20 protein-coding genes are annotated in these 22,651 nt (G+C 75.0%); 15 read left to right on the top strand and 5 right to left on the bottom strand.

Annotated elements, in window-relative coordinates; translation table 11 throughout:
* Positions 1 to 25 precede the first annotated feature (25 nt).
* On the top strand, positions 26 to 634 hold the full coding sequence (locus tag IE287_RS08590; RefSeq protein WP_189848322.1) for a DinB family protein: 609 nt from the start codon (positions 26 to 28) through the stop codon (positions 632 to 634).
* Between the two features lie 106 nt (positions 635 to 740).
* Here IE287_RS08590 and IE287_RS08585 read toward each other — a convergent pair whose 3' ends face one another.
* On the bottom strand, positions 741 to 1,733 hold the full coding sequence (locus tag IE287_RS08585) for a LacI family DNA-binding transcriptional regulator (RefSeq protein WP_189848321.1): 993 nt from the start codon (positions 1,731 to 1,733) through the stop codon (positions 741 to 743).
* A gap of 331 nt (positions 1,734 to 2,064) precedes the next feature.
* On the opposite strand from IE287_RS08585, the gene IE287_RS08580 reads away from it, so the two are divergent.
* From IE287_RS08580 to IE287_RS08570, 3 genes are read left to right on the top strand one after another with little or no spacing between them, the layout of a single operon-like run.
* Positions 2,065 to 4,179 carry a discoidin domain-containing protein gene (locus IE287_RS08580; RefSeq protein WP_189848320.1) on the top strand — a complete coding sequence of 705 codons (2,115 nt, stop codon included), beginning with the start codon at positions 2,065 to 2,067 and terminating at the stop codon, positions 4,177 to 4,179.
* Positions 4,180 to 4,238: 59 nt separating this feature from the next.
* Complete coding sequence (locus tag IE287_RS08575) at positions 4,239 to 5,615, top strand: DUF1996 domain-containing protein (RefSeq protein ID WP_189848319.1); 1,377 nt, start codon at positions 4,239 to 4,241, stop codon at positions 5,613 to 5,615.
* A complete protein-coding gene (locus IE287_RS08570) occupies positions 5,591 to 6,157 on the top strand; it encodes a DUF305 domain-containing protein (protein ID WP_189848318.1) in 567 nt (188 codons plus the stop codon). The genes IE287_RS08575 and IE287_RS08570 overlap by 25 nt, the downstream gene beginning before the upstream one ends.
* 95 nt (positions 6,158 to 6,252) lie before the next feature.
* Here the strand turns inward: IE287_RS08570 and IE287_RS08565 are convergent, their stop codons facing one another.
* Positions 6,253 to 8,130, bottom strand: a complete 1,878-nt coding sequence (locus IE287_RS08565; protein WP_189848317.1) for an AMP-dependent synthetase/ligase — start codon at positions 8,128 to 8,130, stop codon at positions 6,253 to 6,255.
* A 227-nt stretch (positions 8,131 to 8,357) separates the two neighbouring features.
* On the opposite strand from IE287_RS08565, the gene argJ reads away from it, so the two are divergent.
* The 6 genes from argJ (at position 8,358) to IE287_RS08535 (ending at position 13,771) form a co-directional block, all read left to right on the top strand.
* The gene (argJ, locus tag IE287_RS08560; protein WP_189848316.1) at positions 8,358 to 9,512 is read left to right on the top strand and encodes a bifunctional glutamate N-acetyltransferase/amino-acid acetyltransferase ArgJ; all 1,155 of its coding nucleotides are present in this window, start codon (positions 8,358 to 8,360) and stop codon (positions 9,510 to 9,512) included.
* A 168-nt stretch (positions 9,513 to 9,680) separates the two neighbouring features.
* Entirely contained in the window at positions 9,681 to 10,574 is an 894-nt protein-coding gene (locus tag IE287_RS08555) for an ABC transporter ATP-binding protein (protein WP_189848315.1), read from the top strand.
* Between the two features lie 101 nt (positions 10,575 to 10,675).
* Positions 10,676 to 11,437: an ABC transporter permease gene (locus tag IE287_RS08550; RefSeq protein ID WP_189848314.1), complete on the top strand. Its 762-nt coding sequence runs from the start codon at positions 10,676 to 10,678 to the stop codon at positions 11,435 to 11,437.
* Positions 11,438 to 11,525: 88 nt separating this feature from the next.
* Complete coding sequence (locus IE287_RS08545) at positions 11,526 to 12,863, top strand: sensor histidine kinase (RefSeq protein ID WP_229883353.1); 1,338 nt, start codon at positions 11,526 to 11,528, stop codon at positions 12,861 to 12,863.
* Complete coding sequence (locus tag IE287_RS08540) at positions 12,856 to 13,494, top strand: response regulator (protein ID WP_189848312.1); 639 nt, start codon at positions 12,856 to 12,858, stop codon at positions 13,492 to 13,494. Before IE287_RS08545 ends, IE287_RS08540 begins: the two co-directional genes overlap by 8 nt.
* Positions 13,495 to 13,603: 109 nt before the next feature.
* Entirely contained in the window at positions 13,604 to 13,771 is a 168-nt protein-coding gene (locus IE287_RS08535; protein WP_189848311.1) for a hypothetical protein, read from the top strand.
* A gap of 74 nt (positions 13,772 to 13,845) precedes the next feature.
* Here the strand turns inward: IE287_RS08535 and IE287_RS08530 are convergent, their stop codons facing one another.
* Positions 13,846 to 14,358: a GNAT family N-acetyltransferase gene (locus IE287_RS08530; RefSeq protein ID WP_189848310.1), complete on the bottom strand. Its 513-nt coding sequence runs from the start codon at positions 14,356 to 14,358 to the stop codon at positions 13,846 to 13,848.
* A 179-nt stretch (positions 14,359 to 14,537) separates the two neighbouring features.
* Here IE287_RS08530 and IE287_RS08525 point away from each other — a divergent pair, with 179 nt between their 5' ends.
* On the top strand, positions 14,538 to 14,792 hold the full coding sequence (locus tag IE287_RS08525; protein WP_189848309.1) for a DUF6479 family protein: 255 nt from the start codon (positions 14,538 to 14,540) through the stop codon (positions 14,790 to 14,792).
* Positions 14,793 to 14,800: 8 nt separating this feature from the next.
* Here IE287_RS08525 and IE287_RS08520 read toward each other — a convergent pair whose 3' ends face one another.
* Positions 14,801 to 15,847, bottom strand: coding sequence for a mechanosensitive ion channel family protein (locus tag IE287_RS08520; protein WP_189848308.1), 1,047 nt, complete (start codon positions 15,845 to 15,847; stop codon positions 14,801 to 14,803).
* A gap of 334 nt (positions 15,848 to 16,181) precedes the next feature.
* Here IE287_RS08520 and IE287_RS08515 point away from each other — a divergent pair, with 334 nt between their 5' ends.
* Positions 16,182 to 17,735, top strand: coding sequence for an alpha/beta hydrolase (locus IE287_RS08515; RefSeq protein WP_189848633.1), 1,554 nt, complete (start codon positions 16,182 to 16,184; stop codon positions 17,733 to 17,735).
* A 269-nt stretch (positions 17,736 to 18,004) separates the two neighbouring features.
* Entirely contained in the window at positions 18,005 to 19,282 is a 1,278-nt protein-coding gene (locus tag IE287_RS08510) for a serine hydrolase domain-containing protein (protein WP_189848307.1), read from the top strand.
* A 36-nt stretch (positions 19,283 to 19,318) separates the two neighbouring features.
* On the opposite strand, the gene IE287_RS08505 is transcribed toward IE287_RS08510, so the two are convergent.
* Entirely contained in the window at positions 19,319 to 19,726 is a 408-nt protein-coding gene (locus IE287_RS08505) for a PIN domain-containing protein (protein WP_189848306.1), read from the bottom strand.
* 559 nt (positions 19,727 to 20,285) lie between these two features.
* Between IE287_RS08505 and IE287_RS08500 the strand changes: the two genes are divergently transcribed.
* Complete coding sequence (locus IE287_RS08500; RefSeq protein WP_189848305.1) at positions 20,286 to 22,211, top strand: sensor histidine kinase; 1,926 nt, start codon at positions 20,286 to 20,288, stop codon at positions 22,209 to 22,211.
* A 7-nt stretch (positions 22,212 to 22,218) separates the two neighbouring features.
* Positions 22,219 to 22,650: a roadblock/LC7 domain-containing protein gene (locus IE287_RS08495; protein WP_189848304.1), complete on the top strand. Its 432-nt coding sequence runs from the start codon at positions 22,219 to 22,221 to the stop codon at positions 22,648 to 22,650.
* Position 22,651: the final 1 nt, after the last annotated feature.

The following is a 22,651-nucleotide window of genomic DNA, read 5'->3' as shown; positions in this document are numbered from 1 at the left end:
GCGGGCCGTGACGGGCTCGCGCCGCATGATCGACACATGCGCGAAGGAAACTCCGCACGAGAGGCTGCGGCGGGACCGCGGGGCGCTGCTCCGGAAGCTCGACGGCCTGTCCGAGTACGACGCCCGCCGCCCCCTGACGGCGAGCGGGACCAATCTCCTCGGCCTGGTCGAACACGTGGTCACCGTCGAGGCCAGGTACTTCGGCGGGGTCTTCGGCCGCCCCTCCCCGGAACCGCTGTGCCGGTGGCGGGACGCCGACGGCAGCGACCTCTGGGCGACCGCTGACGAGACCCGCGAACGGATCGTCGGCTTCTACCGGCGCGCGGCGGAACACGCGGACGCGACGATCGGCGCGCTTCCCCCCCCCGACGCCCCCGGCCACGTGCCGTGGTGGCCGGAGCCCTGGTCCCGCACGAACCTCTTCTCCGTCCTGGTCCACGTCCTCGGCGAGACCGCCCGGCACGCCGGGCACGCCGACGGCCTGCGCGAGGGCCTCGACGGCCGGACCGGCGTGCGCGCCGAGCACGAGAGCCCGGTCGACGAGCGGGCCCGCGCGGCCCACCGGGCGAAGATCGAGCGGGCCGCCAGGGCGGCCGCGTCGGTCGCGGCCGGAAGACCGCCGCACGCGGCCTGACACCCGTGCGGACACCGCCCCCGCCGAACCGTCCGGCCGCCGAGGAGCTCCGGCCGGCGGCCGGACGAGGACCGGCCGGACGAGGACCGGCCGGACGGGGGTGCGGTCAGGTCGATTCGCGGATGACGAGTTCGTTCGGGATCACGACCGGGGAGCTGGGGCCTCCCTCGATCAGGCCGAGGAGCAGGTGGACCGTGGCGATCGCCTGGTCGGCCATGGGGCTGCGTACGGAGGTGAGCGCCGGCGCGGTGTACGCCGCCGCCTCGATGTCGTCGAAGCCGACGACGGCCACGTCCTCGGGCACGCGGCGGCCGGCCTCGCGCAGGGTCCGCAGGGCCCCGATCGCCATCAGGTCGTTCGAGGCGAAGACCGCGTCCAGCGCCGGATCGTCCTCCAGGAGCTGCCGCATGGCCTCGGCGCCCGACGCCCGGGTGAAGTCGCCCAGCGCGACGATCGACCGCCGGCCGCTTCCCCGGAGCGCTTCGCGGTAGCCCTCCAGGCGTTCGCGGGCCTCGAACAGGTCCAGCGGCCCCGTGATCGCGGCGATCCGCCGGCGCCCGCGCTCCAGGAGGTGCCGCACGGCGAGGGCGGCGCCGCCGGTGTTGTCGACCCCGGCGTACGGCACGTCCGGCGCGGACGTGCGGTTGAAGGAGGCCATCGGCATGCCGGTCCTGGCCAGCGCGGCCGGCAGCGGGTCCGTCCCGTGCAGGGCGACGAGCATGACGCCGTCCACGTGCCCGCCGGCCACGTACGCCTCGACCCGTGCCCGGCTGCGGTCGGACTCGGCGAGCATCAGCACGACCTGTTTGCCGGCGGCCTCCAGCTCCCTGCTGACGGCGCGCACGACGGTGGAGAACAGGGGGTCGTCGGAGACCACGCCCTGCGGCGGATCGGCGACGACGACGGCGACGGCGTCCGTCCGGCGGGTGACGAGGTTGCGGGCGGCGGCGTTGGGCACGTAGCCCAGTTCGCGGACGGCCCGCAGCACGACCTCGCGGATCTGCGGGGCGACGGTCGTCTCGCCGTTGACGACCCGCGAGACGCTCGACTTGGACACGCCCGCGCGGGCGGCGACCACTTCCAGCGTGGGGCGTTTCATCCGAGTCCATTCGATCGACGGTGCCGGAGCCGCTCGGGGAGCGCTCTCTGGCGAGGATGAAGGTCGCCGGCACCCATGTCAACGGGACTTCGGGCACGCTGTCCCGGTGTCCCCGGCCCGTCGCGCACTCCGTCGCCGTGTGGCGCCTTCGCCCCGGTCGGAGGGCTTCCGGACCTGTCCGTGCGTCCGTCAGAAACCGTTCCCTGAAGGGGACTTGGTGAGTCTGCGGTGTATCGGGCAAGTAAACCGAAGCCTTGACAGCCGAGGGGGACCGGCCCATTCTCACCCCTCAGGGAGCGCTCCCTGACCCATTCCCAGCCGAGGAGACGCCGTGCGTCCGCTGCTTCGCCGCGTCGGCCTGCTTGTCGCCGTCGTGGCCACCCTGCTCACCCTCACCGCCCTTCCCTCCCCCTCCGCCCGCGCCGCGGAAGTCCCCCTGTCCCAGGGCAGGAGCGTCACCGCTTCCAGCAGCGAGGGCGTGTTCGCCCCGGCCGCCGCGGTCGACGGCGACGCCGGCACCCGGTGGTCCAGCGCCTTCACGGACACCGAGTGGATCCAGGTCGACCTGGGCGCGAGCGCCGCCATCGGCCGGGTGACGCTCCACTGGGAGGCCGCGTACGCGAAGTCCTTCCGCGTCCAGGTCTCCGCCGACGCCGCCACCTGGACCACGCTCCACGAGACGACGTCGGGCACGGGAGGCGTCCAGGACCTCACCGTCTCCGGCACGGGCCGCTACGTGCGCATGGCCGCGACCGAACGCGCCACCGCCTACGGCTACTCCCTCTGGGAGTTCCAGGTCCACGGCACCTCCGGCGCCCCCTGCGCGAGCACGGACGCCGCCCGGGGCCGGACCGCCACGGCGTCGAGCACCGAAGGCGGCTTCACCGCCGCCCACGCCGTCGACGGCGACGGTGCGACCCGCTGGTCCAGCGCCTTCGCCGACGCCCAGTGGATCCAGGTCGACCTCGGGGCCGTACGCGAGCTCTGCGGCGTGACCCTCGCGTGGGAGGCGGCCTTCGCGAAGTCCTTCCGCGTCCAGGTCTCCGACGACGCCTCGTCCTGGCGGACGCTGTACGAGACGACGTCGGGCGCCGGCGGCACGCAGGACCTCACCGTCTCCGGCGCGGGCCGCCACGTGCGCATGGCCGCGACCGAACGCGCCACCGCCTACGGCTACTCCCTGTGGACCTTCGCCGTCCGCACCACCGGCACCGACGGCGGGAACGGCGGCACCCTGCTCTCCTACGGCCGGCCCGGTTCCGCCTCCTCCTCGCAGAGCGACCAGAACTGCTGGGAGTGCACCCCCGCCCGCGCCTTCGACCGCGACCCGGCCTCCCGCTGGGCGACGAGCCCCACCACCGGCTGGGCCGACCCCGCCTGGATCTCCGTCGACCTCGGCGCCCCCGCCCGGATCGACAGGATCGTCCTCCAGTGGGACCCCGCCCACGCCAGGTCCTTCCAGATCCAGGTGTCCGACAACGGCACCGACTGGACGCCGATCTACTCCACCACGACCGGCACCGGCTTCAAGCAGACCCTCGACGTCTCCGGCACCGGCCGCCACGTCCGCATGTACGGCACGCAGCGCGCGACCGCCTACGGCTACTCCCTGTGGGAGTTCCAGGTGTACGGCACCGGGGGCGCCCCGAACCCGGCCCCGCCGCTCCCGGCCGACCCGGCCGACCCGCCGCGGCTCGTGTGGAGCGACGAGTTCGACGGGGCCGCCGGCGGCAGGCCCGACCCGGCCAAGTGGAAGGCCGACCCGGGAACCGGCCAGAACGCTGAGCTGCAGTACTACACCGACCACGACAACGCCTCGCTCGACGGCGCCGGACACCTCGTCCTGGAGGCGCGCAAGCAGGCCACTCCCGGAAAGGGCTGCCCGCCCGACCCGCTCACCGGCAGCACCACGTGCCAGTACACCTCGGCCCGGATGAACACCGGCGCGACGTTCCGGTTCACCTACGGCCGGGTCGAGGCCCGCGTCAAGGTCCCCGAGGGCAACGGCCTGTGGCCCGCCTTCTGGATGATGGGCGCCGACTTCCTGAGCGGCCGCCCGTGGCCGTACAACGGCGAGATCGACATCCTGGAGGTCCTCGGCAAGGACGTGAAGACCTCGTACTCCACCGTCCACGCGCCCGCCTACCACGGCGCCGGCGGCATCGGGGCGCCGTACGGGCTGCCCCAGGGCGCCGACTTCTCCGACGACTTCCACACCTGGGCCGCCGACTGGACCAGCAAGGGCATCGTCTACAGCCTCGACGGACGGACCGTCCTCACCCTCGACAAGGAACAGGTCGAGCGGACCCGCGGCCCCTGGATCTTCGACCACCCGCACTACATGATCCTCAACCTCGCGGTCGGCGGCGACTGGCCCGGCCCCACCGACGCCACCACCCCCTTCCCCGCCCGGATGCTCGTCGACTACGTCCGCGTGTACCAGTAGCCGGCACCCGCCGGCGGACTTCCTCTTCCCCCCTCAGCCGTGACACGAGAGGAACAGCCATGCGCCACCCATCCGTCCGCCTCCACACCCTCCTGGCGGGTGCACTGGCCGTCGTCCTGGCCGCCGCACTCGGCATCACGCTCACCGGCCGGCCCGCCTGGGCCGCCACCCGCGTCGTCCAGGCCGAGTCCCACGCGGCACAGTCCGGCGTCGTCCTCGAAGCGACCGCCGACACCGGCGGCGGCCGGAACGCCGCCTACCTCGCCGACGGCGACTGGATGCGCTTCGACGCCGTCGACCTCGGCGCCGCCGGTCCCCTGACCGCCTCGGCCCGCATCGCCTCCGCCGCCGGCGGACCCGGCACGGTGGAGCTGCGCACCGGCTCGCCGACCGGGCCGCTGCTCGCCGCCTTCCCCGTCACGCCGACCGGCGGATGGCAGAGCTGGACCACCCGGACCGCCTCCGTGACCACCCACCCCACCGGCCCGCAGACGCTGTTCGCCGTCCTGCGCAGCAGCGCACCCGGCGACTTCGTCAACATCAACTGGTTCTCCTTCGAGGACGGCACCACCGGCGGCACCGCACCCGGATGGGTCGCCGTCGACCGGGCCGCGTGGGACGCCCAGCTGGCGCGGTTCCGGGCCATGACCCCGGCCCCCGTCCCGGCCGGCACCGTGCGCGTCCCCGAGTTCAACGCCACCTGCTCCTACAGCCACTCCAAGCCCGACGACCCGATCGTCGCCCCCGGCCTGCCCGGCGCGTCCCACATGCACAGCTTCTTCGGCAACAAGGGCACCGACGCGTTCACCACCGCCCGCAGCCTGGCGGCCAACCCGGCCACCAGCTGCACCCCCGCGAAGGACCTGTCCGCCTACTGGATCCCGACCCTCTACCAGGACGGCAGGGCCGTCGAGAGCGACGGCATGATCGTCTACTACGGATCACGCCTGCCCGACCCCACGGCGACGGTTCCCTTCCCCCAGGGCTTCCGCATGATCGCCGGCGACGCCAAGTCCCAGCTCCCCACCCCGGCGGGCTCGGCCAACCAGTTCTTCTGCGCCGGCGAGGGCGGCGAGATCGGGCGCAGCGCCGACGGCAACTGGCCCGTCTGCGCCCCGACCGCCAAGCTCGTCCACCAGCTCGTCTTCCCCGACTGCTGGGACGGGAAGCACCTCGACAGCCCGGACCACAAGTCCCACGTCGCCTTCACCCACAGCGGCACGTGCGGCGGCGACCACCCCGTCGCCATCCCGTCCGTCTCCTTCGTCGTCAGCTACCCCACCTCGGGAAGCCCCGCCGGCTTCTCCCTCTCCTCCGGCATGGCCTCGTCCATCCACGGCGACTTCTTCAACGCCTGGGACGACGCGGCCCTGGGGCAGCGGGTGAAGGACTGCGTCGTGCAGAGCGCCAAGTGCAACTCCGCCGGCACCTTCTGATCCTGCGGACGGCCGGGGCCCTGCTCGCGGCGCTCGCCGTCACCGGCTGCACCGCGCGGCCGGTGACCGGCCCGCCGCGGGCGGAGGCGTTCAACGCCACCGACACCGCGTGGATCCTGCTGATGATCCCCATGGCCGAGCGGGCCCACCGCCTCACCGGCCTGGCCCCGTCGCGCACGGCGGATCCCGCCCTGGCGGACCTCGCCGCCCGGACCGGGGAGCGACTGGAGGAGGAACGGGAAGGGCTGCGGGCCCTGCTGGACCTCGCGGGCGTTCCCGACACCCGTCCCCACGAGGGGCACCGGATGCCGGGCATGGTCGGCCTCGACACCCTCGCCCGGGCGAAGGGCGCGACGGGAGGGGAGTTCGACCGGATCCTCGTCGACGGCCTCCGCGCCCACTTCGCGCAGTCCAGGGCGCTCTGCGCGAGCGAACGGCTCTCGGGCGGCGCGGAGGAGGCGAAGGAGCTGGCCGCCGTCATCGGGGGGAACGCCGCGGAGGCGCTCGACCGGCTCGGTCCGCGGGCCGGGCCCGCACCGTGAACCGGGGGCCGGCCCGCACCGTGAACCGGGTCCGGCCCCACCGCGACCCGTCGCCCGCCGCCCGGCACGCGACCGTGCCGGGCGGCGGGCGGCCGTCAGGCCTCGCGCGAGCCCTCGTACATCGCCTCGACGAGACCGGCGTACGCGCTCTCCACGACGGGGCGCTTGACCTTGAGGCTGGGGGTGAGCTCGCCGTGCTCGACGTCGAGGTCGCGGGGGAGGACGGCGAACTTCTTCAGGGTCTGCCAGCGCTGGAGGTCGCCGTTGACCCGCTGGACGAAGCCATCGACGAGGGCGTGGACCTCCGGTGAGGTGACCACGTCGGCGTAGGCGCGGCCGGCGAGGCCGTTCGCGGCGGCCCAGGGCATGATCACGCTCTCGTCGAGGGTGATCAGGGCGGTGCAGTAGTTCCGGCCGTTGCCGATGACCAGGATGTTGCTCGCGAAGGGGCAGGCGGCCTTGAAGCGGCTCTCGATCTCGGTGGGGGCGACGTACTTGCCGCCGGAGGTCTTGAAGAGGTCCTTCTTGCGGTCGGTGATGCGGACGTAGCCGTCCTTGTCGATCTCGCCGATGTCCCCGGTGCGGAACCAGCCGTCGCTCTCCAGCACTTCGGCGGTCTTGTCGGGGAGGTTGTGGTAGCCGCGCATGATGCCCGGGCCGCGCAGGAGGATCTCGCCGTCCTCGGCGATGCGGACCTCGGTGCCGGGCAGCGGCTTGCCGACGGTGCCGACGCGCCCGTCGTCGGCCGGGTTGACGGTGCAGGCCGCGCTCGTCTCCGTGAGGCCGTACCCCTCCAGGACGTTGACGCCGGCGCCGGCGAAGAAGTAGCCGATCTCGGGGGCGAGCGCGGCGCTGCCCGAGGCGCTGCCGCGCAGCCGGCCGCCGAAGGCCGCGCGGATCCTGCCGTAGACCAGTCTGTCGGCGAGGGCGTGCTGGAGGGCGAGGGACAGGGGGATCCTGCTCCGGCCGGTGGCGGCCCTCTGCTCCTGGCCGGTCCTGGCGTGGTCGCGGGCGACCTTCGCCGCCCACCGGAAGATCTTGTACTTGGCTCCGCCCTCGGCGCGCGCCCGTGCCGCGATGCCGTTGTAGACCTTCTCGAAGACCCGGGGCGCGGACGCCATGATGGTGGGCCGGACGACGGGCAGGTTGGTGATGATGCGGTCGATCCGGCCGTCCACGGCCATGACGTGGCCGGACTGCACCTGGCCGGCGATCAGGGCCTTGCCGAAGACGTGCGACAGCGGCAGCCAGAGGAACTGCACGTCGTCGGGGAGCACGAGCCCCGTCGCCATCTGGGCGGCCCCCTGGTACGACCAGCAGTCGTGCACCAGCCGGACCCCCTTCGGGCGGCCCGTCGTGCCGGAGGTGTAGATCAGCGTGGCGAGCTGCTCCGGGACGATGCCCCGGACCGCCGCCCGGACGGCGTCGGGGTGCTTCGCGAGGTGCTCGTCGCCGTGCCGCTCCAGCTCGGCGAGGGTGAGCACCTCCGGTCCCCCGGCCCCGGCCGCGTCCGGCGCGGGATCGAAGAGGATCGCGTGCCGCAGGCCGGGCAGGCCGTCCCGGTGCGCGGTGACCTTGGCCAGCTGCTCGGCGTTCTCGACGAAGATCGCGCGGCTGTCGGAGTCGGCGAGGATGTACGCCGTCTCCTCGCCGTTGGTGCTGGGATAGACGGCGGTGGCCGCCGCGCCCGCGCACATCACGCCCATGTCGGCGAGGATCCACTCGATCCGCGTCGAGGAGGAGATGGCGACCCGCTCCTCGGTCCGCAGTCCCAGGGCGAGCAGCCCGGCCGCGATCGCCTCGACCCGCCGCGCCGTCTGCGCCCACGTCAGCGAGCGCCATTCCTCGCCGCCGTCGCCGACGGCCACGGGGTGGCGGTAGGCCTCCCGTTCGGGGGTGGCCTCGACCCGTGAGAGGAACAGGTGCGCCACGGAGTGCGGGCGGTTTTCGAGAAGGTACTGCGCGGAACTCATGTCGACCTCCGGGCCCGGGGGGCACCCATCACAGAGTGGTTGACTCGCAGGTAACTTGCGAGCTCTGGCGAGGCTAGGCCCCAACTCCCCGGCGCGTAAGGGACTTGGACGGACTGTGTGGCGCGACGAGGTCCGGAGGGGAAGGGGTGCGCGGACCCTGGAGTGAGTAGGTATGCTGAAGTTCGTATCTTCATGCATCGTTGCGTACGAGGGGAAGGCGAACGAACATGGACCTGGCAGTACCGCGGGGATTCCGCTCCTGCACCGCCCACATGGGACTCAAGGACACCGCCCACGACTTCGCGCTGGTGGTGTCCGAGGTCCCGGCCGTGTCCGCGGCCGTCTTCACCCGGTCGCGCTTCGCCGGCCCCAGCGTGGTCCTCAGCCGCGAGGACGCCGCCCGGCACAGCAGCCGCGGCGTCGTCGTCGTCTCCCGCAACGCCAACGTGGCGACCGGCCGGGTCGGCGCCGCCCACGCGGAGGAGGTGCGCAGGCTCGCCGCGGGCAGGGCCGGCGTCCTGCCCGAGGAGCTGGTGATCGGCTCGACCGGCGTGATCGGCCGGCCGTACCCCATCGACAGCCTCCGCGAGGGCATCGCCAAGCTGCCGGTGCCGCTGCCCGCCGCCGACTTCGAGGCCGCCGCCACCGCCATCATGACCACCGACACCCGCCCCAAATCGGTCCACCTGCGCTGCGGCGACGCGGTCGTCGTGGGCATCGCCAAGGGCGTCGGCATGATCGAGCCCGACATGGCCACGCTGCTGACCTTCTTCTTCACCGATGCCCTGATCGGGGCGGACCGGCTCGACGCGGTCTTCCGGCGGGTGGTCGACAAGACCTTCAACGCGCTCAGCATCGACACCGACACCTCCACCAGCGACACCGCCGCCGTCTTCGCCAACGGCCTCGCGGGCCCGGTCGACGAGGCCGAGTTCGAGGAGGTCCTGTACCGGGCCGCGCTCACCCTGGTCCGCAGCATCGCCTCCGACGGCGAGGGCGCCGGCAAGCTGATCGAGGTGCGCGTCACCGGCGCCCGCGACACCGCCCAGGCCAAGCGCGCCGCCAAGGCCGTGGTGAACTCGCCGCTCGTCAAGACCTCCGTGCACGGCGCCGACCCCAACTGGGGACGGGTGGCCATGGCCGTCGGCAAGCTCCACGACGACCACGACATCGACCCCGCCCGGGTGCGCATCCACTACGGCGACCTGGAGATGTTCCCGGAGGAGCCGGACGACGCCCGGCTGGACCGCGCCCGTGCCCACCTCTCCGGCGACGAGGTCGTCATCGCCGTCGACCTCGGCATCGCCGACGGCGCCTTCACCGTCTACGGCTGCGACCTGACCGAGGGATACGTCGACCTCAACTCCGGCTACACCACCTGAGAAGGACGGGCGTCCGGCCCCCGGCGCGGGGCCGGACGCCGCGCCGGCGGCCCCCGTCCGGCGCCGCCGGCCCGCCCGACGTCGTACCGCCATCCTCCGATCGGACGATCGCGGACCGAGCGGGACGGCGGATGCCGCGGGACCCCGCCCCCGGACGATCCTGGGCCCATGCCGATGATCGAAGTGCGGGACCTGAGCAAGGCGTACGGGGAACGGAAGGCCGTCGACGGCGTCTCCTTCACCGTGGACGAGGGGGAGATCTTCGGGATCCTCGGACCCAACGGCGCCGGGAAGACCACGACCGTCGAGTGCGTGGCCGGGCTGCGCACCCCCGACGCCGGACGGGTCAGGGTCGGGGGCCTGGACCCCGTCGCCGACCACGACCGGGTCACCCGGCTGCTCGGCGTCCAGCTGCAGCAGAGCGAACTCCAGGCCAAGCTCACCGTCCGCGAGGCGATGGAGCTGTACGCCTCCTTCCACGAACGCCCCGCCGACCGGCGGGCGCTCGCCGCCCGCCTCGGGCTCGACGCCCACCTGGACGTGCGCTTCGCCCGGCTGTCCGGCGGGCAGAAACAGCGGCTCTTCATCGCGCTCGCCCTGATCGGCGACCCCCGCGCCGTCGTCCTCGACGAACTCACCACCGGTCTCGACCCGCGGGCCCGCCGCGACACCTGGGACCTCGTCGAGTCCCTCCGCGCCGACGGCGTCACCGTCCTCCTCGTCACCCACGTCATGGAGGAGGCGCAGCGCCTCTGCGACCGGATCGCGGTGATCGACCGGGGCCGGGTCACCGCCCTCGACACCCCCGCCGGGATCATCGGCCGCGCCGCCACCGCCCGGGTCGTCTCCTTCGCCGCCGACAGCCCCCTGGAGGCCGCCGAACTCGCCGCCCTGCCCGGCGCCGCCGACGTCACCACCCGGGAGGGCCGCACCGTCGTGACCGGCACGGACGCCACCGTCGACGCCTTCGTGTCGCTGCTCGCCCGCCGCGCGGTCACCGTCCGGGGCCTGCGCGTCACGGACGCCACGCTCGACGACGCCTACCTCGACCTCACCACCTGAGCCCCGTCCGTACGCCCACCCCGTCCGCGCCCGCACCCGTCCGTACCCGCACCCGCCCGCACCCGTCCGTACCCGCGTCCCCACCGACAGGAGCAGCACCCATGGCCAGCACCACCGCACCGGCCTCCGCCACGCGCGCGGTCCTCAGGGCCGAGGCCCGCCTCTTCGCCCGCGAACCGGCCGCCCTGTTCTGGGTGATGGCCTCGCCGACCGTCCTCCTGGTGATCCTCGGCCTCGTCCCCTCCCTGCGGGAGGCCTCCGACGACCTCGGCGGGCGCCGGGTGATCGACGTCTACGTCCCGGTCGCCGTCCTCTTCGCCCTCATCATGGCCGGCCTCCAGGCCATGCCCCCCGTCCTCGCCGGCTACCGCGAGCGCGGCATCCTGCGCCGCATGTCCGCCACCCCGGTCCGGCCGGCCGCGCTGCTCACCGCCCAGCTCGTCCTGCACGCCGCCGCCGCGCTGGTCTCCTCCCTGCTGGTCGTCGGGGTCGGCCGCGTGGCCTTCGGCGTCGCGCTCCCCGGCAACCTCCCCGGCTACCTCGGCGCACTGCTCCTGGCCGTCGCGGTCGGGCTCGCGCTCGGCGCCGCGGTCTGCGCCCTCTCCCGCACCCAGAGGATCGCCACCGCCGTGGGCACGGCCGTCTTCTTCCCGACCATGTTCACGGCGGGCGTCTGGGTGCCCGTCCAGGTCATGCCGGATACGCTGCGCCGGATCGTTGAGTTCAGCCCGTACGGCGCCGCCTCGCGGGCCCTCGACGAGGCGGCGCGCGGCGGCTGGCCCGGCCCGCTCGCCCTCGGCGTGATGGGCGTGTGGGCGGTGGCGCTGACGGCGGTGGCGATCCGCCGGTTCCGCTGGGAATGACGAGGACGGAGGCGGGCCCACGATGGGGCGGGGAGAGCGGCGGGTCGCGCGGCCGGTACGCGTGGCGGTGCCGGACGGGAGCGGGGCGGTGCCGGACGCCGTCGTGGCGGCGACCGTGGAGGAGCGGTGGCGGCAGTTCCTCCGCTGGGGGCCGTACGCGCTCCTCGCCGTCGCCGCGGCCATGGCCGCCGCGAGCGCGGAGCTGCTCTCGACCGGGACCGAGAGGACCGTCGCGGTCTGGCTCGTCGGCGCCGCCCTGCTCCTCCAGCTCGCCTGGCACGCGCGGCGGACCGGCCGGACGCCGTCGCGGCCCGGGGAGGCGCGGGGCCCGCGCGACGCGCCGGGCGGCGACGCCGCGGAGGCCGTGCTCGTGCCGGGCGCCCCGGGACCCGCCTCGGTCGCCTACTTCACGCTGCGGGCCGCGCTCGCCCTCGCTCTCACCTGGTGCAACCCCTTCTTCGCCGTCTTCGCCTGCATCGGCTACTTCGACGCCGTCCACCTGCTGCCGCCGCGCCCGCTGTGCGTCAGGGCCGGGCTGACCGTCGTCGCCCTCACCCTGGCCGGCTCCCAGTCCGGCGGCATCCCGCCGGCCTCCGCCCTCCAGTGGGCCGCGTTCGGCGGGCTGTTCCTCCTCAACGCGGGCCTCGCCGTCGGCCTCTCCCACCTCGGCGCCAAGGAGGCCGAGAAGGCCGCCGAGCGCGCCGCGACCATCGCCGAACTCGCCCGCGCCAACACCCGCCTGGAGCAGGCGCTCGCCGAGAACGCCACCCTCCAGGCCCAACTCGTCCTCCAGGCACGGGAGGCGGGCGTCGCCGACGAACGGCGGCGGCTCGCCGCCGAGATCCACGACACCCTCGCCCAGGGCCTCACCGGCATCATCGCCCAGCTCCAGGCGGCCGAGGCCGCCGACCCCCGCCAGGCCCGCGTCCACCACCGGCGGGCCGCCGCCCTCGCCCGGCACAGCCTCGGCGAGGCCCGCCGCTCCGTGCAGAACCTCGGTCCCGCCGCCCTGGAGCACGACACCCTGCCCGACGCCCTGGAGAAGACCGTCGGCGCCTGGGCCGAACGCACCGGTATCAGAGCCCGGTTCACCCCCACCGGCACCGCGCACCCCCTCCACGACGAGGTCGCCGCCACCCTCCTCCGCATCGCACAGGAGGCGCTGGCCAACGCCGAACGCCACTCCGGAGCCACCCGGGCCGGCGTCACCCTCTCCTACATGGGCGACGAGGTCGTCCTCGACGTCCGCGACGACGGGCGCGGCTTCGACCCCGCGGCGCCGCCCGTCCCCGGCGCGCACGGCGGCTTCGGACTGGCCGGGATGCGGGCCCGCGCCGAGCGGCTCGCGGGCGCGCTCGCGGTCGAATCGGCGCCGGGCGAGGGCACGGCGATCTCCGTTCGCGTACCGTTGGCCCCCCATGCGTGAGATCACCCTGCTCGTCGCCGACGACCACCCCGTCGTCCGGGACGGTTTGCGCGGCATGTTCGACACCGACCCCGGCTTCCGGGTCCTCGGCGAGGCCTCGGGCGGCGTCGAGGCCGTCGAACTGGCCCTCGCGCTCGACCCGGACGTCGTCCTCATGGACCTGCGGATGCCCGGGGGCGGCGGGGTCGACGCCATCGCCGCCCTCGCCCGGCACGGCGCCCGCGCCCGCGTCCTCGTGCTCACCACGTACGACACGGACACCGACACCCTCCCCGCCCTGGAGGCCGGTGCGACCGGGTACCTCCTCAAGGACGCGCCGCGCGAGGAGCTGTTCGCCGCCGTGCGGGCCGCCGCCGAGGGCCGCGCGGTCCTCTCCCCGGCCGTCGCGACCCGCCTCGTCAGCGCCGTGCGCCGGCCCGCCGCGCCCGTCGACGACACCCTCTCGGTCCGCGAGCGCGAGATCCTCGTCCTCGTCGCCCGCGGCACCTCCAACCGCGCCATCGCCGCCGAACTCTTCATCAGCGAGGCCACGGTGAAGACCCACCTCACCCACATCTACGCCAAGCTCGCCGTCAAGGACCGCGCGGCGGCCGTCGCCGCCGGCTACGACCGGGGCATCCTCGGCGGCTGACCCGCCCCCGCCCGGTGCGGCGATTCGGCGCCGCCCCGGGGCTCCGGGGCCCGCCCGGCCGGGTATACCCCCCATGGGCCGTCGCGGGACGGCGCGGAAGGGGGACGTCATGGGGGAGCTCGTGGTCCTGGTGGTCGCGGTCTTCGTCGTCATCGGCATCGTCGGCGCGTTCGCCGACAGCGGCTCGGGCGGCAGGGGCGGCAGCGGCTCGGACGGCGGCGCCGGGGGCGACGGCGGAAGCTGCGGCGGCGGGTGCGGGGGCTGCGGCGGGGAGTGAACCGCGCCGCCGGGAGAGGAGCGGACCGCGCGGCCGGCGACGGACCGCGCGGCCCGGCTCGCCCCGGGGGAACCTCAGCGCACCAGCTCCGGCGCCAGCAGGTCCATCAGCAGCCCGTCGTGCCAGCCGCCGTCCGCGCCGCGCTCGTACTGGCGCATCACCCCGACGGGGCGGAAACCGGCCTTCTCGTAGCAGCGGATCGCCGCGGCGTTGTCGGCCGCCGGATCGATGACCAGCCGGTGGAAGCCGTGGTCGTCGACGAGGTGCCGGGCGAGCGTGCGCACCGCGTCGGTGCCCAGGCCCCGGCCGTGCACCGACGGGTCGAGGAAGAGGTCGATCCCGGCGTGCCGGTAGTCCGGCTCCTCCTCGGCGTACCACTGGATCATGCCGACGATCCGGTCCTCGTACCGGATCGTCAGGCAGCGCGTGGCGGGATCCGCCAGATCGGAGGCGACCTCCTCCACCAGGTCCTCCCCGCCGCGCCACCGCGCCCGCACCTCGGGCGTGGCCCGGAGGGCCGCCAGGGCGGGGACGTCGGCGGGGACCGCGGGACGCAGGAGGACGGCGGAGCCGTGCAAGTCGCTCATGCCCCCAGCCTGCCCGACCAGGCCCCGCGGCAAGGGCGGCCTGCCCCGCCCGGCCCCGCCGGAAGGGCCGCCGCCCCGGCGTTTGCGGCGTCCGTGACGGGAGAGACGCGCCCTGTGAACCGGCGTGCGGGACCCGCCCGGGCTCCCCTCGCGCCGCCCCCGAACGATCGGAGTCGCCCATGACCGCCACGTCCCCCCACGCGTCCGCCGCGGAGGTGCTCGCCTCGGCCGGCTCCAACGCCCTCGGCTTCGGCCTCGCCATCGGGGTCGTCGTCGTCGCCCTGCTCCTCGGCGCCTTCTGGTGGGGCTCCCGCCGCGCGGCCCGCCGCCGCGGGCCCGTCGGCGACCCGGCGGGGACGCGGCCGGAGGCGCCCCGCGACGACTCCTGGTCCACCCCGGACGAGCGGCGCGAGGACGGCGGCCCGCGCGGCTGAGGGGCCCCTCAGGACTCCAGCCGCGGCGGCGGGCCCGTGACGACCTTCGGGAGCGCCGCCGGGTGCTCCTGCGCGAGCCAGCGGACGAGCTCCTCGCGGACGGCGCAGCGGGCGGCCCACAGGCCGTCGGAGTCCCGTGCCGTCACCAGGGCGCGGACGGTGATGCCGGTGGGGGAGGTGTCCGTCACCGCGAGGTCCCAGCCGCGCCCGTCCCAGCCGGGGCAGTCGTCGAGGAAGGCGCGCAGGTGCGCCCGGAGCAGCCCCACCGGCGTGGAGTGGTCGCAGTGGAGGAAGACCGTGCCGGTCATCTCGGCGCCGCCCCGCGACCAGTTCTCGAAGGGGCGCGAGGTGAAGTAGGAGACCGGCAGGGTGACCCGCCGCTCGTCCCAGGTGCGCACGGTGAGGAAGGTCAGGGTGATCTCCTCGACCAGCCCCCACTCGCCGTCGACGACGACCGTGTCCCCGATCCGGACCATGTCGCCGAAGGCGATCTGGAAGCCCGCGAAGAGGTTGCCGAGGGTCGACTGGGCGGCCACGCCGGCCACGATGCCGATGATCCCGGCGGAGGCGAGCAGCGAGGTGCCGAGCGCCCGGAAGGACGGGAAGGTCACGAGGGCCACCGCGCAGGCGATCACCCCGACGCCCACCGACACCACCCGCGTGATCAGGGTGACCTGGGTCCGCACCCGGCGCACCCGGGCCCGGTCGCTCGTGCGCCCGGCGTAGCGCGCGTACGAGGACTCCACCAGGGCGGTGGCGAACCGCACCGTCAGCCAGGCGCCGCTGCCGATCAGGCACAGCACCCGGACGCGGGCGACGACCCCGGCGTGGTCCTGCGCGGGCGTCCACTCGGTGACGCGCACCGCCCATCCGAGCAGCGCGGTGAACAGGACGACGAAGAGCGGTGTCCGGCAGCGCCGCAGCAGTCCCCACAGGGGCGTGCCGGGCCGCAGGGCGTCCGCGCGGCGGGCCGCCAGGTCCGCGAGCCGCACGACGGCGTACGCGAGCAGCACCGCGCCGCACAGGGCGATCATCAGACGCAGTGAGTTCTCCATGCCCTCCGCCTCACCAGCGGGGCCGCGGTCAAACAATTCCGTGGGGGAGGACACGGGTTCTCCCAATTCCCTTATTCATGCGCGGTGTTGGTCTCGGGCGCCGCCCGAGGGGCCGGAGGCGGGGACGGCCGGAGGCGTCCACCTCCCCAGGGACCGTTCCGCCCGCACCGACTCCTCCTCCGGGCGTAGACGATCCGGCCCCGTAGTGGGATTCCGCGCCGTGCCGATCCGCGAAAGGGTGCTGCGGACCGATCCCTCCGCACCCCTGAGGAACTGACGCCCCGTGCGTAACCGAATAGCATCCGTCGTGGCGCTGACCGCCGTCGCGACGCTCATGCCCGCCCTGACGCCCGCCGTCGCCGCCCCCGCCCCTCCGGCGGCGGCGACCGCCACCACCGAGGCGCTGCTGGCGCCCTACGCGCGACAGAAGCCGCGCTGGGCCCCCTGCGGCCCGGGGGAGATGGCCCGGCTCGAATGCGCGACCGTCGAGGTGCCCCTCGACTACGCCGACCCCGGGGGCCGCAGACTGGACGTCGCGATCTCCCGGACGAGGGCCACCAGCTCCCGCGACCGGCGCGGCGTCCTCCTGCTCAACCCCGGCGGCCCCGGCGGCTCGGGCCTCGACATGCCGCTGTGGCTGGCGCCCGAACTGCCGGACGCCGTGAAGCAGCGGTACGACCTCGTCGGCTTCGACCCGCGCGGCGTCGGCCGCAGCTCGCCCGTGAGCTGCGGCCTCACCGGCGACGAGCTGAACTGGCAACGCCCCTACGAGGCGGCCTCGTTCCGGAAGGACGTCCGCTGGGCGCGGACGGTCGCCGAGAAGTGCCGGGCGCGCAACGGCGCCGTCCTGCCCCACCTCACCACCCGGAACACCGCGCGCGACCTGGACCTGGTCCGCGCCGTCCTCGGCGAGCGGAAGATCTCCTACCTCGGCTACTCCTACGGCACCTATCTCGGCGCCGTCTACGCCCAGCTCTTCCCGCGCCGCACCGACCGCTTCGTCCTCGACAGCGCCGTCGACCCGGCGCGGATCTGGCGCGGCATGATCCAGTCGTGGGCGGAGGGCGCCGAGCCCGCGTTCACCCGCTGGGCCGACTGGACCGCCCGGCGCGACGCCGAGTACCGGCTCGGCGACACCCCGGAGGAGGTCGGCGCCGCCTTCTGGGCGCTCGTCGCCCGGGCGGACCGCACCCCGATCGAGCTCGACGGGGCGCGGCTGACCGGCGACGACGTCAGGATCGGCGCCCGGGCCGCCTTCTTCGACCCGCGGGGCGCCGCCGAACTCGTCGTCCGGCTGCGGACGGCCGCCGAGGGCGGCACCCCGCCGGCCGCGCCGTCCCGGCGGACCGCGCCGGAGCGCCCCGCCCCGCCGTCCTTCGCCGCCGAGGTCCCCGCGGACAACATGGACGCGAGCTTCTGGGCCGTGGTCTGCGCCGACAACCGTGCCTGGCCGCGCGACCCGGAGCGCTACCGCCGCGACGCGGTCCGCGACGGGGCGGCGTACCCGCTGTACGGCGACGTCGGCTCGCACATCAAGCCGTGCGCGTTCTGGCCCCAGGGCGCCGAGCCCGCCACCCGGGTGGACAACACCACCGGTGCGCTCATCCTCCAGAACGAGTGGGACTCCCAGACCCCGCTCTTCAGCGCCCAGGGCCTGCGCCGGGTCATGAAGGGCGCCCGCATGGTCACCGTCCTCGGCGGTCAGGGACACGGCGTCTACGGCTCCGGGTCCTGCGCCGACGCGACCGCGACGGCCTACCTGACGACGGGCCGGCTGCCCGCCGCCGACCTGACCTGCCGCGCCGACGTGCGCCGGGCGGCGGACGCGCGGCGGCTGCCGCTGCCGGCCCCCCAGGGCCTGCCGGGCGCCGGACGGCAGACCTTCTGACGCGACGGGGCCCTCCCCGCGGGGGAGGGCCCTTCCACGGGATCCCTTCCGCCACGGGAGGGCCCCTCCGCCGTACGCGTCCCCCCGGGTGGGACAGATGTGGATTTTCCGGACGCGTCGCCCCGCGCCTGGAACCCTTCGGCGCCGGAGAGCCTCATGATCGGTGGGCACGGGGGTGCGCCCGGCGTCGCCGGCGCGTGCGCCCGGGTCCCGCGGCCACGGAGGGCGTGCGCCGCGCCGAACACCACGTGAGCAGCCGAGGATTCATCGTGTCCCTGACCTCCCACCGCCGTCTGACCGCCGGCGCAGCCGCCACCCTGATCGCCGCGCTCGCGGCCGGACTCGCACCCGCCGCCACCGCGAGCGCCGCGCCCCTCCCCGCCGCCCCCGCCCCCGCCACGGCGCCGGCGACCCCCGCCCCGGACCTGGCCGGCATCACCGCCGCCCTGGACTCCGCCATGGCCAACGGCGCTCCGGGCGCGATGGCCCGGTTCTCCGGCCCCGGCGGCGTCGAGAGCCTGACCGCCGGCGTCCGCGACCGCGCCACGGGCGCGCCCATGGACATCGACGCCCGCTTCCGCATCGGCAGCGTCAGCAAGACCTTCTCCACCGTCGTGCTCCTCCAGCTGGTGGACGAGGGGCGGCTGGAGCTCGACGCCCCGGTCAACCGGTACCTGCCCGGGCTGCTGCCCGACGACCGCATCACGGTCCGCCACCTCCTCACCCACCGCAGCGGCCTCGCGGACTACACCAACGCCATGTTCGCCGACACGGTGCCGGGCTTCGAGGCCGTGCGGAACCGCGTCTTCAGCCACCAGGAGCTCGTCGACCTCTCGCTGAGCGAGCCGCGCACCACCGAGCCCGGCGTCTCGTACCGCTACTCGAACGCCAACTTCGTCGTCGTCGGCATGCTCATCGAGAAGCTCACCGGCCGGCCGGTCGACCGCGCCTACGAGCAGCGGATCTTCAAGCCGCTGAAGCTGCGCGCCACGTCCTACGTCCACCCCGACACCCGCATCAAGGGGCTCCGCGTGCGCGGCTACCTGCACCCGGACGCGGCCGGGCAGCCGCTCGTGGACTCCACCGAGCAGACCGTCTCCTGGGCCCAGTCGGCCGGCGCGGTCATCTCCAGCCCCGCCGACCTGAACGCCTTCACCGGCGCGCTCATGCGCGGGCGGCTGCTCTCCCCGGCGATGATGGCGGAGATGACGACGGTCACTCCCACCGACACCACCGGCACCCGCTTCTACGGGCTCGGCCTGCGCCGCTACGACCTCTCCTGCGGCACCCAGGTGTTCGGCCACACCGGCACCGTGCAGGGCTACTACACGTACGCCTTCTCGACCCGCGACGGCCGCCGCAGCCTGTCGGCGGTCGCCAACACCTCCAACCGCGGTGCCGCCAACACCGCGCTCGGCGGCACCCTGGAAGCGGCCTTCTGCGGCCCGAAGCCGGCGCCCGCGGCCTCCGCGCGCACCGCGTCGGCCGACCCGGCCGCGTCGGCCGCGCTCCTGCCGGCCGAGCGGGACCTGCCCGAGCGCCACTGACGCGGAGTCCGCCCCCCGGGGAGGCCGCCCCCGTGCCTAGGAGGCGGGCCCCGGGGTGCGGGGGAGGCTGCGGGGCCCCGCGCAGCGGGCCCCCGTCTCCTCCACCCGGCGGCGCAGCTCGCGGTCGGCCGTGACCACCAGGCACGGCCGGCCCCGGGCCTCCCGGGCCAGCGCGGCGATCAGGTCGTCGCCGCTGCCGGCGGCCTCCTCCACCCGGACGCCCGGCACCGGGGCGACCCCGCGGGCCCGCCCCTCGACCACCAGCACGATCTCGTACGGTCCCGGCCACGGCCCGTCGACCGGGCCCCCGCCGGCCGCGAGCCGGTCCCGCAGCCGCTCCGCGGCCCCGCGCCGGTCCCGCCACCATCCGTCCGGAACGGATCCCACGACGTTGGCCCCGTCCACGACGAGCAGCGGGCGGAGGGCGGGGTCTTCGGTGTCCATGGCACCAGCATCCCAGGGCGCGGCGCCCCGCCCCGGCGGGACCGGCCCGCCCTCCTCTCACCGACGGTCACGGCCCCGCCCGGACGGGGCGGTGCCCGGCGACCGCGGGCGGCGCGCGGAGGTGTGGCCGAAGGTGTGCACGCTCCGTGACGAGAAGTGGGGAAACGGCCGGATCGGACCCCCGCCGGAGGGATTCCGCTCGCATGCGGACCGACGGCGTTTTCGCAGGGCGAGGAGGTCAATGGGGGCCTCCGCCCTCTTTCGTACGGTTCCGTTCCGGGCAACTCCCGCGCCACGCTGGCGACTTTCGGCCAATCGATCTCGGCCCGTCACGGCGGCGTCGGTAGCAGACTCCGCAGGTCTACGGGCAGGTTTGCCAACTCCGCACCGCACGGGAACGGTTGGTGACTACCCTGTGTGGTCGGTGATCATCGGTAGGCTCACCTCACCTGCCGTCCTCATCGGCACCCCCACCCGAAGCCCCCCGATCACACCCCCAGCCCACGAGCCCCGAGTACCCCTCCGTACGCCGTTTTCCGGGCACGTACCAAGGACACCCATGTCACAACATCCCGCACCCGCCCCGCGGTCCGACCGCCGCGAGGGCGGGCGGCACGGCCGTTCGGGCGCCCGCACCACGACCACCGGCACCACGCAGACCGGGCCCGCCGCCGCCCCCGCGGACGTGCGCATACGCCCCCTGCTGCTGCGCGCCTCGGTCCTCCCCGCCGTCGCGGTCGCCCTCGGAGGCGCGGCCGCGATCCTCTTCACCCTCCGCTCCACCGGAGCCGGCCCCACCCCCGGCGTGTGGGCCGCCCTCACCGGAGCCGCCGCCCTCGCCGTCGCCTCCGTGACGGCCGCCGCGCTCGGCGCCGACCGCGCCGCCCGCGCCGTCCTCGGGCGCGTCGCCGGCCTGCGGCGCGACGCCGCCCGGGACCAGGCCGAACTGCGCGCGCTCGTCGAACAGTTGCGCAGGGGTGACGAGCCGGGACCCCGCCCGCAGCTCCCCGACGCCACCCGCGGCGACGACTTCGACCGGCTCGGCGCCGAGCTGACCCGCTCCCACGAGGCCGCCGTCGCCGCCGTGGTCCAGGCCTCCCGCCTCTCCAGCAGCGTCGGCAACGAGCAGAAGGTCGAGGTCTTCGTGAACCTCGCCCGCCGGCTCCAGTCCCTCGTGCACCGCGAGATCCAGCTCCTCGACGAACTGGAGAACGAGGTCGAGGACCCCGACCTGCTCAAGGGCCTCTTCCAGGTCGACCACCTGGCCACCCGCATCCGCCGCCACGCCGAGAACCTCGCCGTCCTCGGCGGCGCCATCTCCCGCCGCCAGTGGTCCAACCCGGTCACCATGACCGAGGTGCTCCGCTCCTCCATCGCCGAGGTCGAGCAGTACCCCCGGGTGAAGCTCGTCCCGCCGATCGACGGCACCCTGCGCGGCCACGCCGTCGCCGACGTCATCCACCTCCTCGCCGAACTCGTCGAGAACGCCACGGTGTTCTCCGCGCCGCACACCACCGTGCTGCTGCGCGCCCAGTACGTCACCGCCGGCCTCGCCATCGAGGTCGAGGACCGCGGCCTCGGCATGCCCGTCGCCGAGCAGAACAAGATGAACGCCCTGCTCGCCGACCCCGACCAGGTCAACGTCGCCCACCTGCTCCAGGACGGCCGCATCGGCCTCTTCGTCGTCTCCGCGCTGGCCCGGCGCCACGGCATCGCCGTCCGGCTCCAGTCGAACATCTACGGCGGGATCCAGGCCGTCCTCGTCCTCCCGCAGGGCCTCCTCGGCGCCGACCCGGAGGGCCTGGCCCAGCACGAGCGGCAGACCGCCGCGGTCTCCGGCGGCGGCACCCCGCTCCCGCCGCAGCAGCCGCAGCCCCAGCCGCAGCACGACCGGCCCCAGCAGGCGCAGTCCCCCTACGACCAGCCCCCGCACCCCCGGACCGACGCCCCCTCCGCGCCGTTCCCGCCCGCCGCGGTCCCCGCCCCGGCCCACGCCCCGGTGGAGGCGCCGCTCCCCGCCGCGTACCCCTACCAGGCTCCGGCCCCCGCCGCGCCCGCCGCGTCCCCCGCGCCGGTCGCGCCCCCCGTGGCCCCGGCGCCCGAGCGCCCCGCTGCCCGGCCCGAGGAGACCGCCGCCGCCCCCTACCCGCCCCTTCCCTCCCGTACCGGAGCGGCGAGCGGGTACCCGGAGCACGACAACGCCCCGGCGGGCTTCGGCTCCGCCCCCGAGGGCTTCGGCTCCGCCGTACCGCCGAGGGCGCCCGTGCCCCGCGCGCAGGCGCCCGGCCGGCCCGACCTCCCCAAGCGGCGCGCCCAGGAGCACCTCGTCCCGCAGCTGCGCGACGAGCCGCAGGCCCGCGCCTCCGAGGAGCACGCCCTGCACGACCCCGGCCTGATGGCCGCGTTCCAGCGTGGGATCGGCCTCGCCGAATCCCAGCCCACCCCCCAGGAGTCGCTGCGTCACGGCGACGCGCACAAGGAGTAGATACACGATGGCGAGCAATGTGCCGACCGGCCATTCCTCGGATCTCGACTGGCTGTTGAGCGGTCTGGTCCAGCGGGTCCCTTACACCCGCAGCGCGGTTCTGCTCTCCTCCGACGGCCTGGTGAAATCCGTCCACGGGCTCGACCCCGACGCCGCCGACCACATGGCGGCCCTGGCCTCCGGGCTCTACTCGCTCGGCCGCAGCGCCGGCGTCCGGTTCGGCGACGGCGGCGAGGTCCGCCAGGTCGTCGTGGAGCTCGACTCCACCCTGCTCTTCGTCTCCACCGCCGGCTCGGGCACCTGCCTGGCCGTGCTCGCGGGCCGCGAGGCCGACGCCGCCGTCCTCGGCTACGAGATGGCGATGCTGGTCAAGAGCGTCCGCCCATACCTGGTGACGCCCGCCCGGCAGGCGGCGACGGCGGGCGGCGCCGGTCAGTGAA

Origin of the sequence: Streptomyces omiyaensis, assembly GCF_014650895.1 — a bacterium.
Classification (GTDB): Bacteria; Actinomycetota; Actinomycetes; order Streptomycetales; family Streptomycetaceae; genus Streptomyces; species Streptomyces omiyaensis.
Note: the sequence above shows the minus strand (reverse complement) of the source record. Positions and strands in the feature narration are given on the sequence as shown.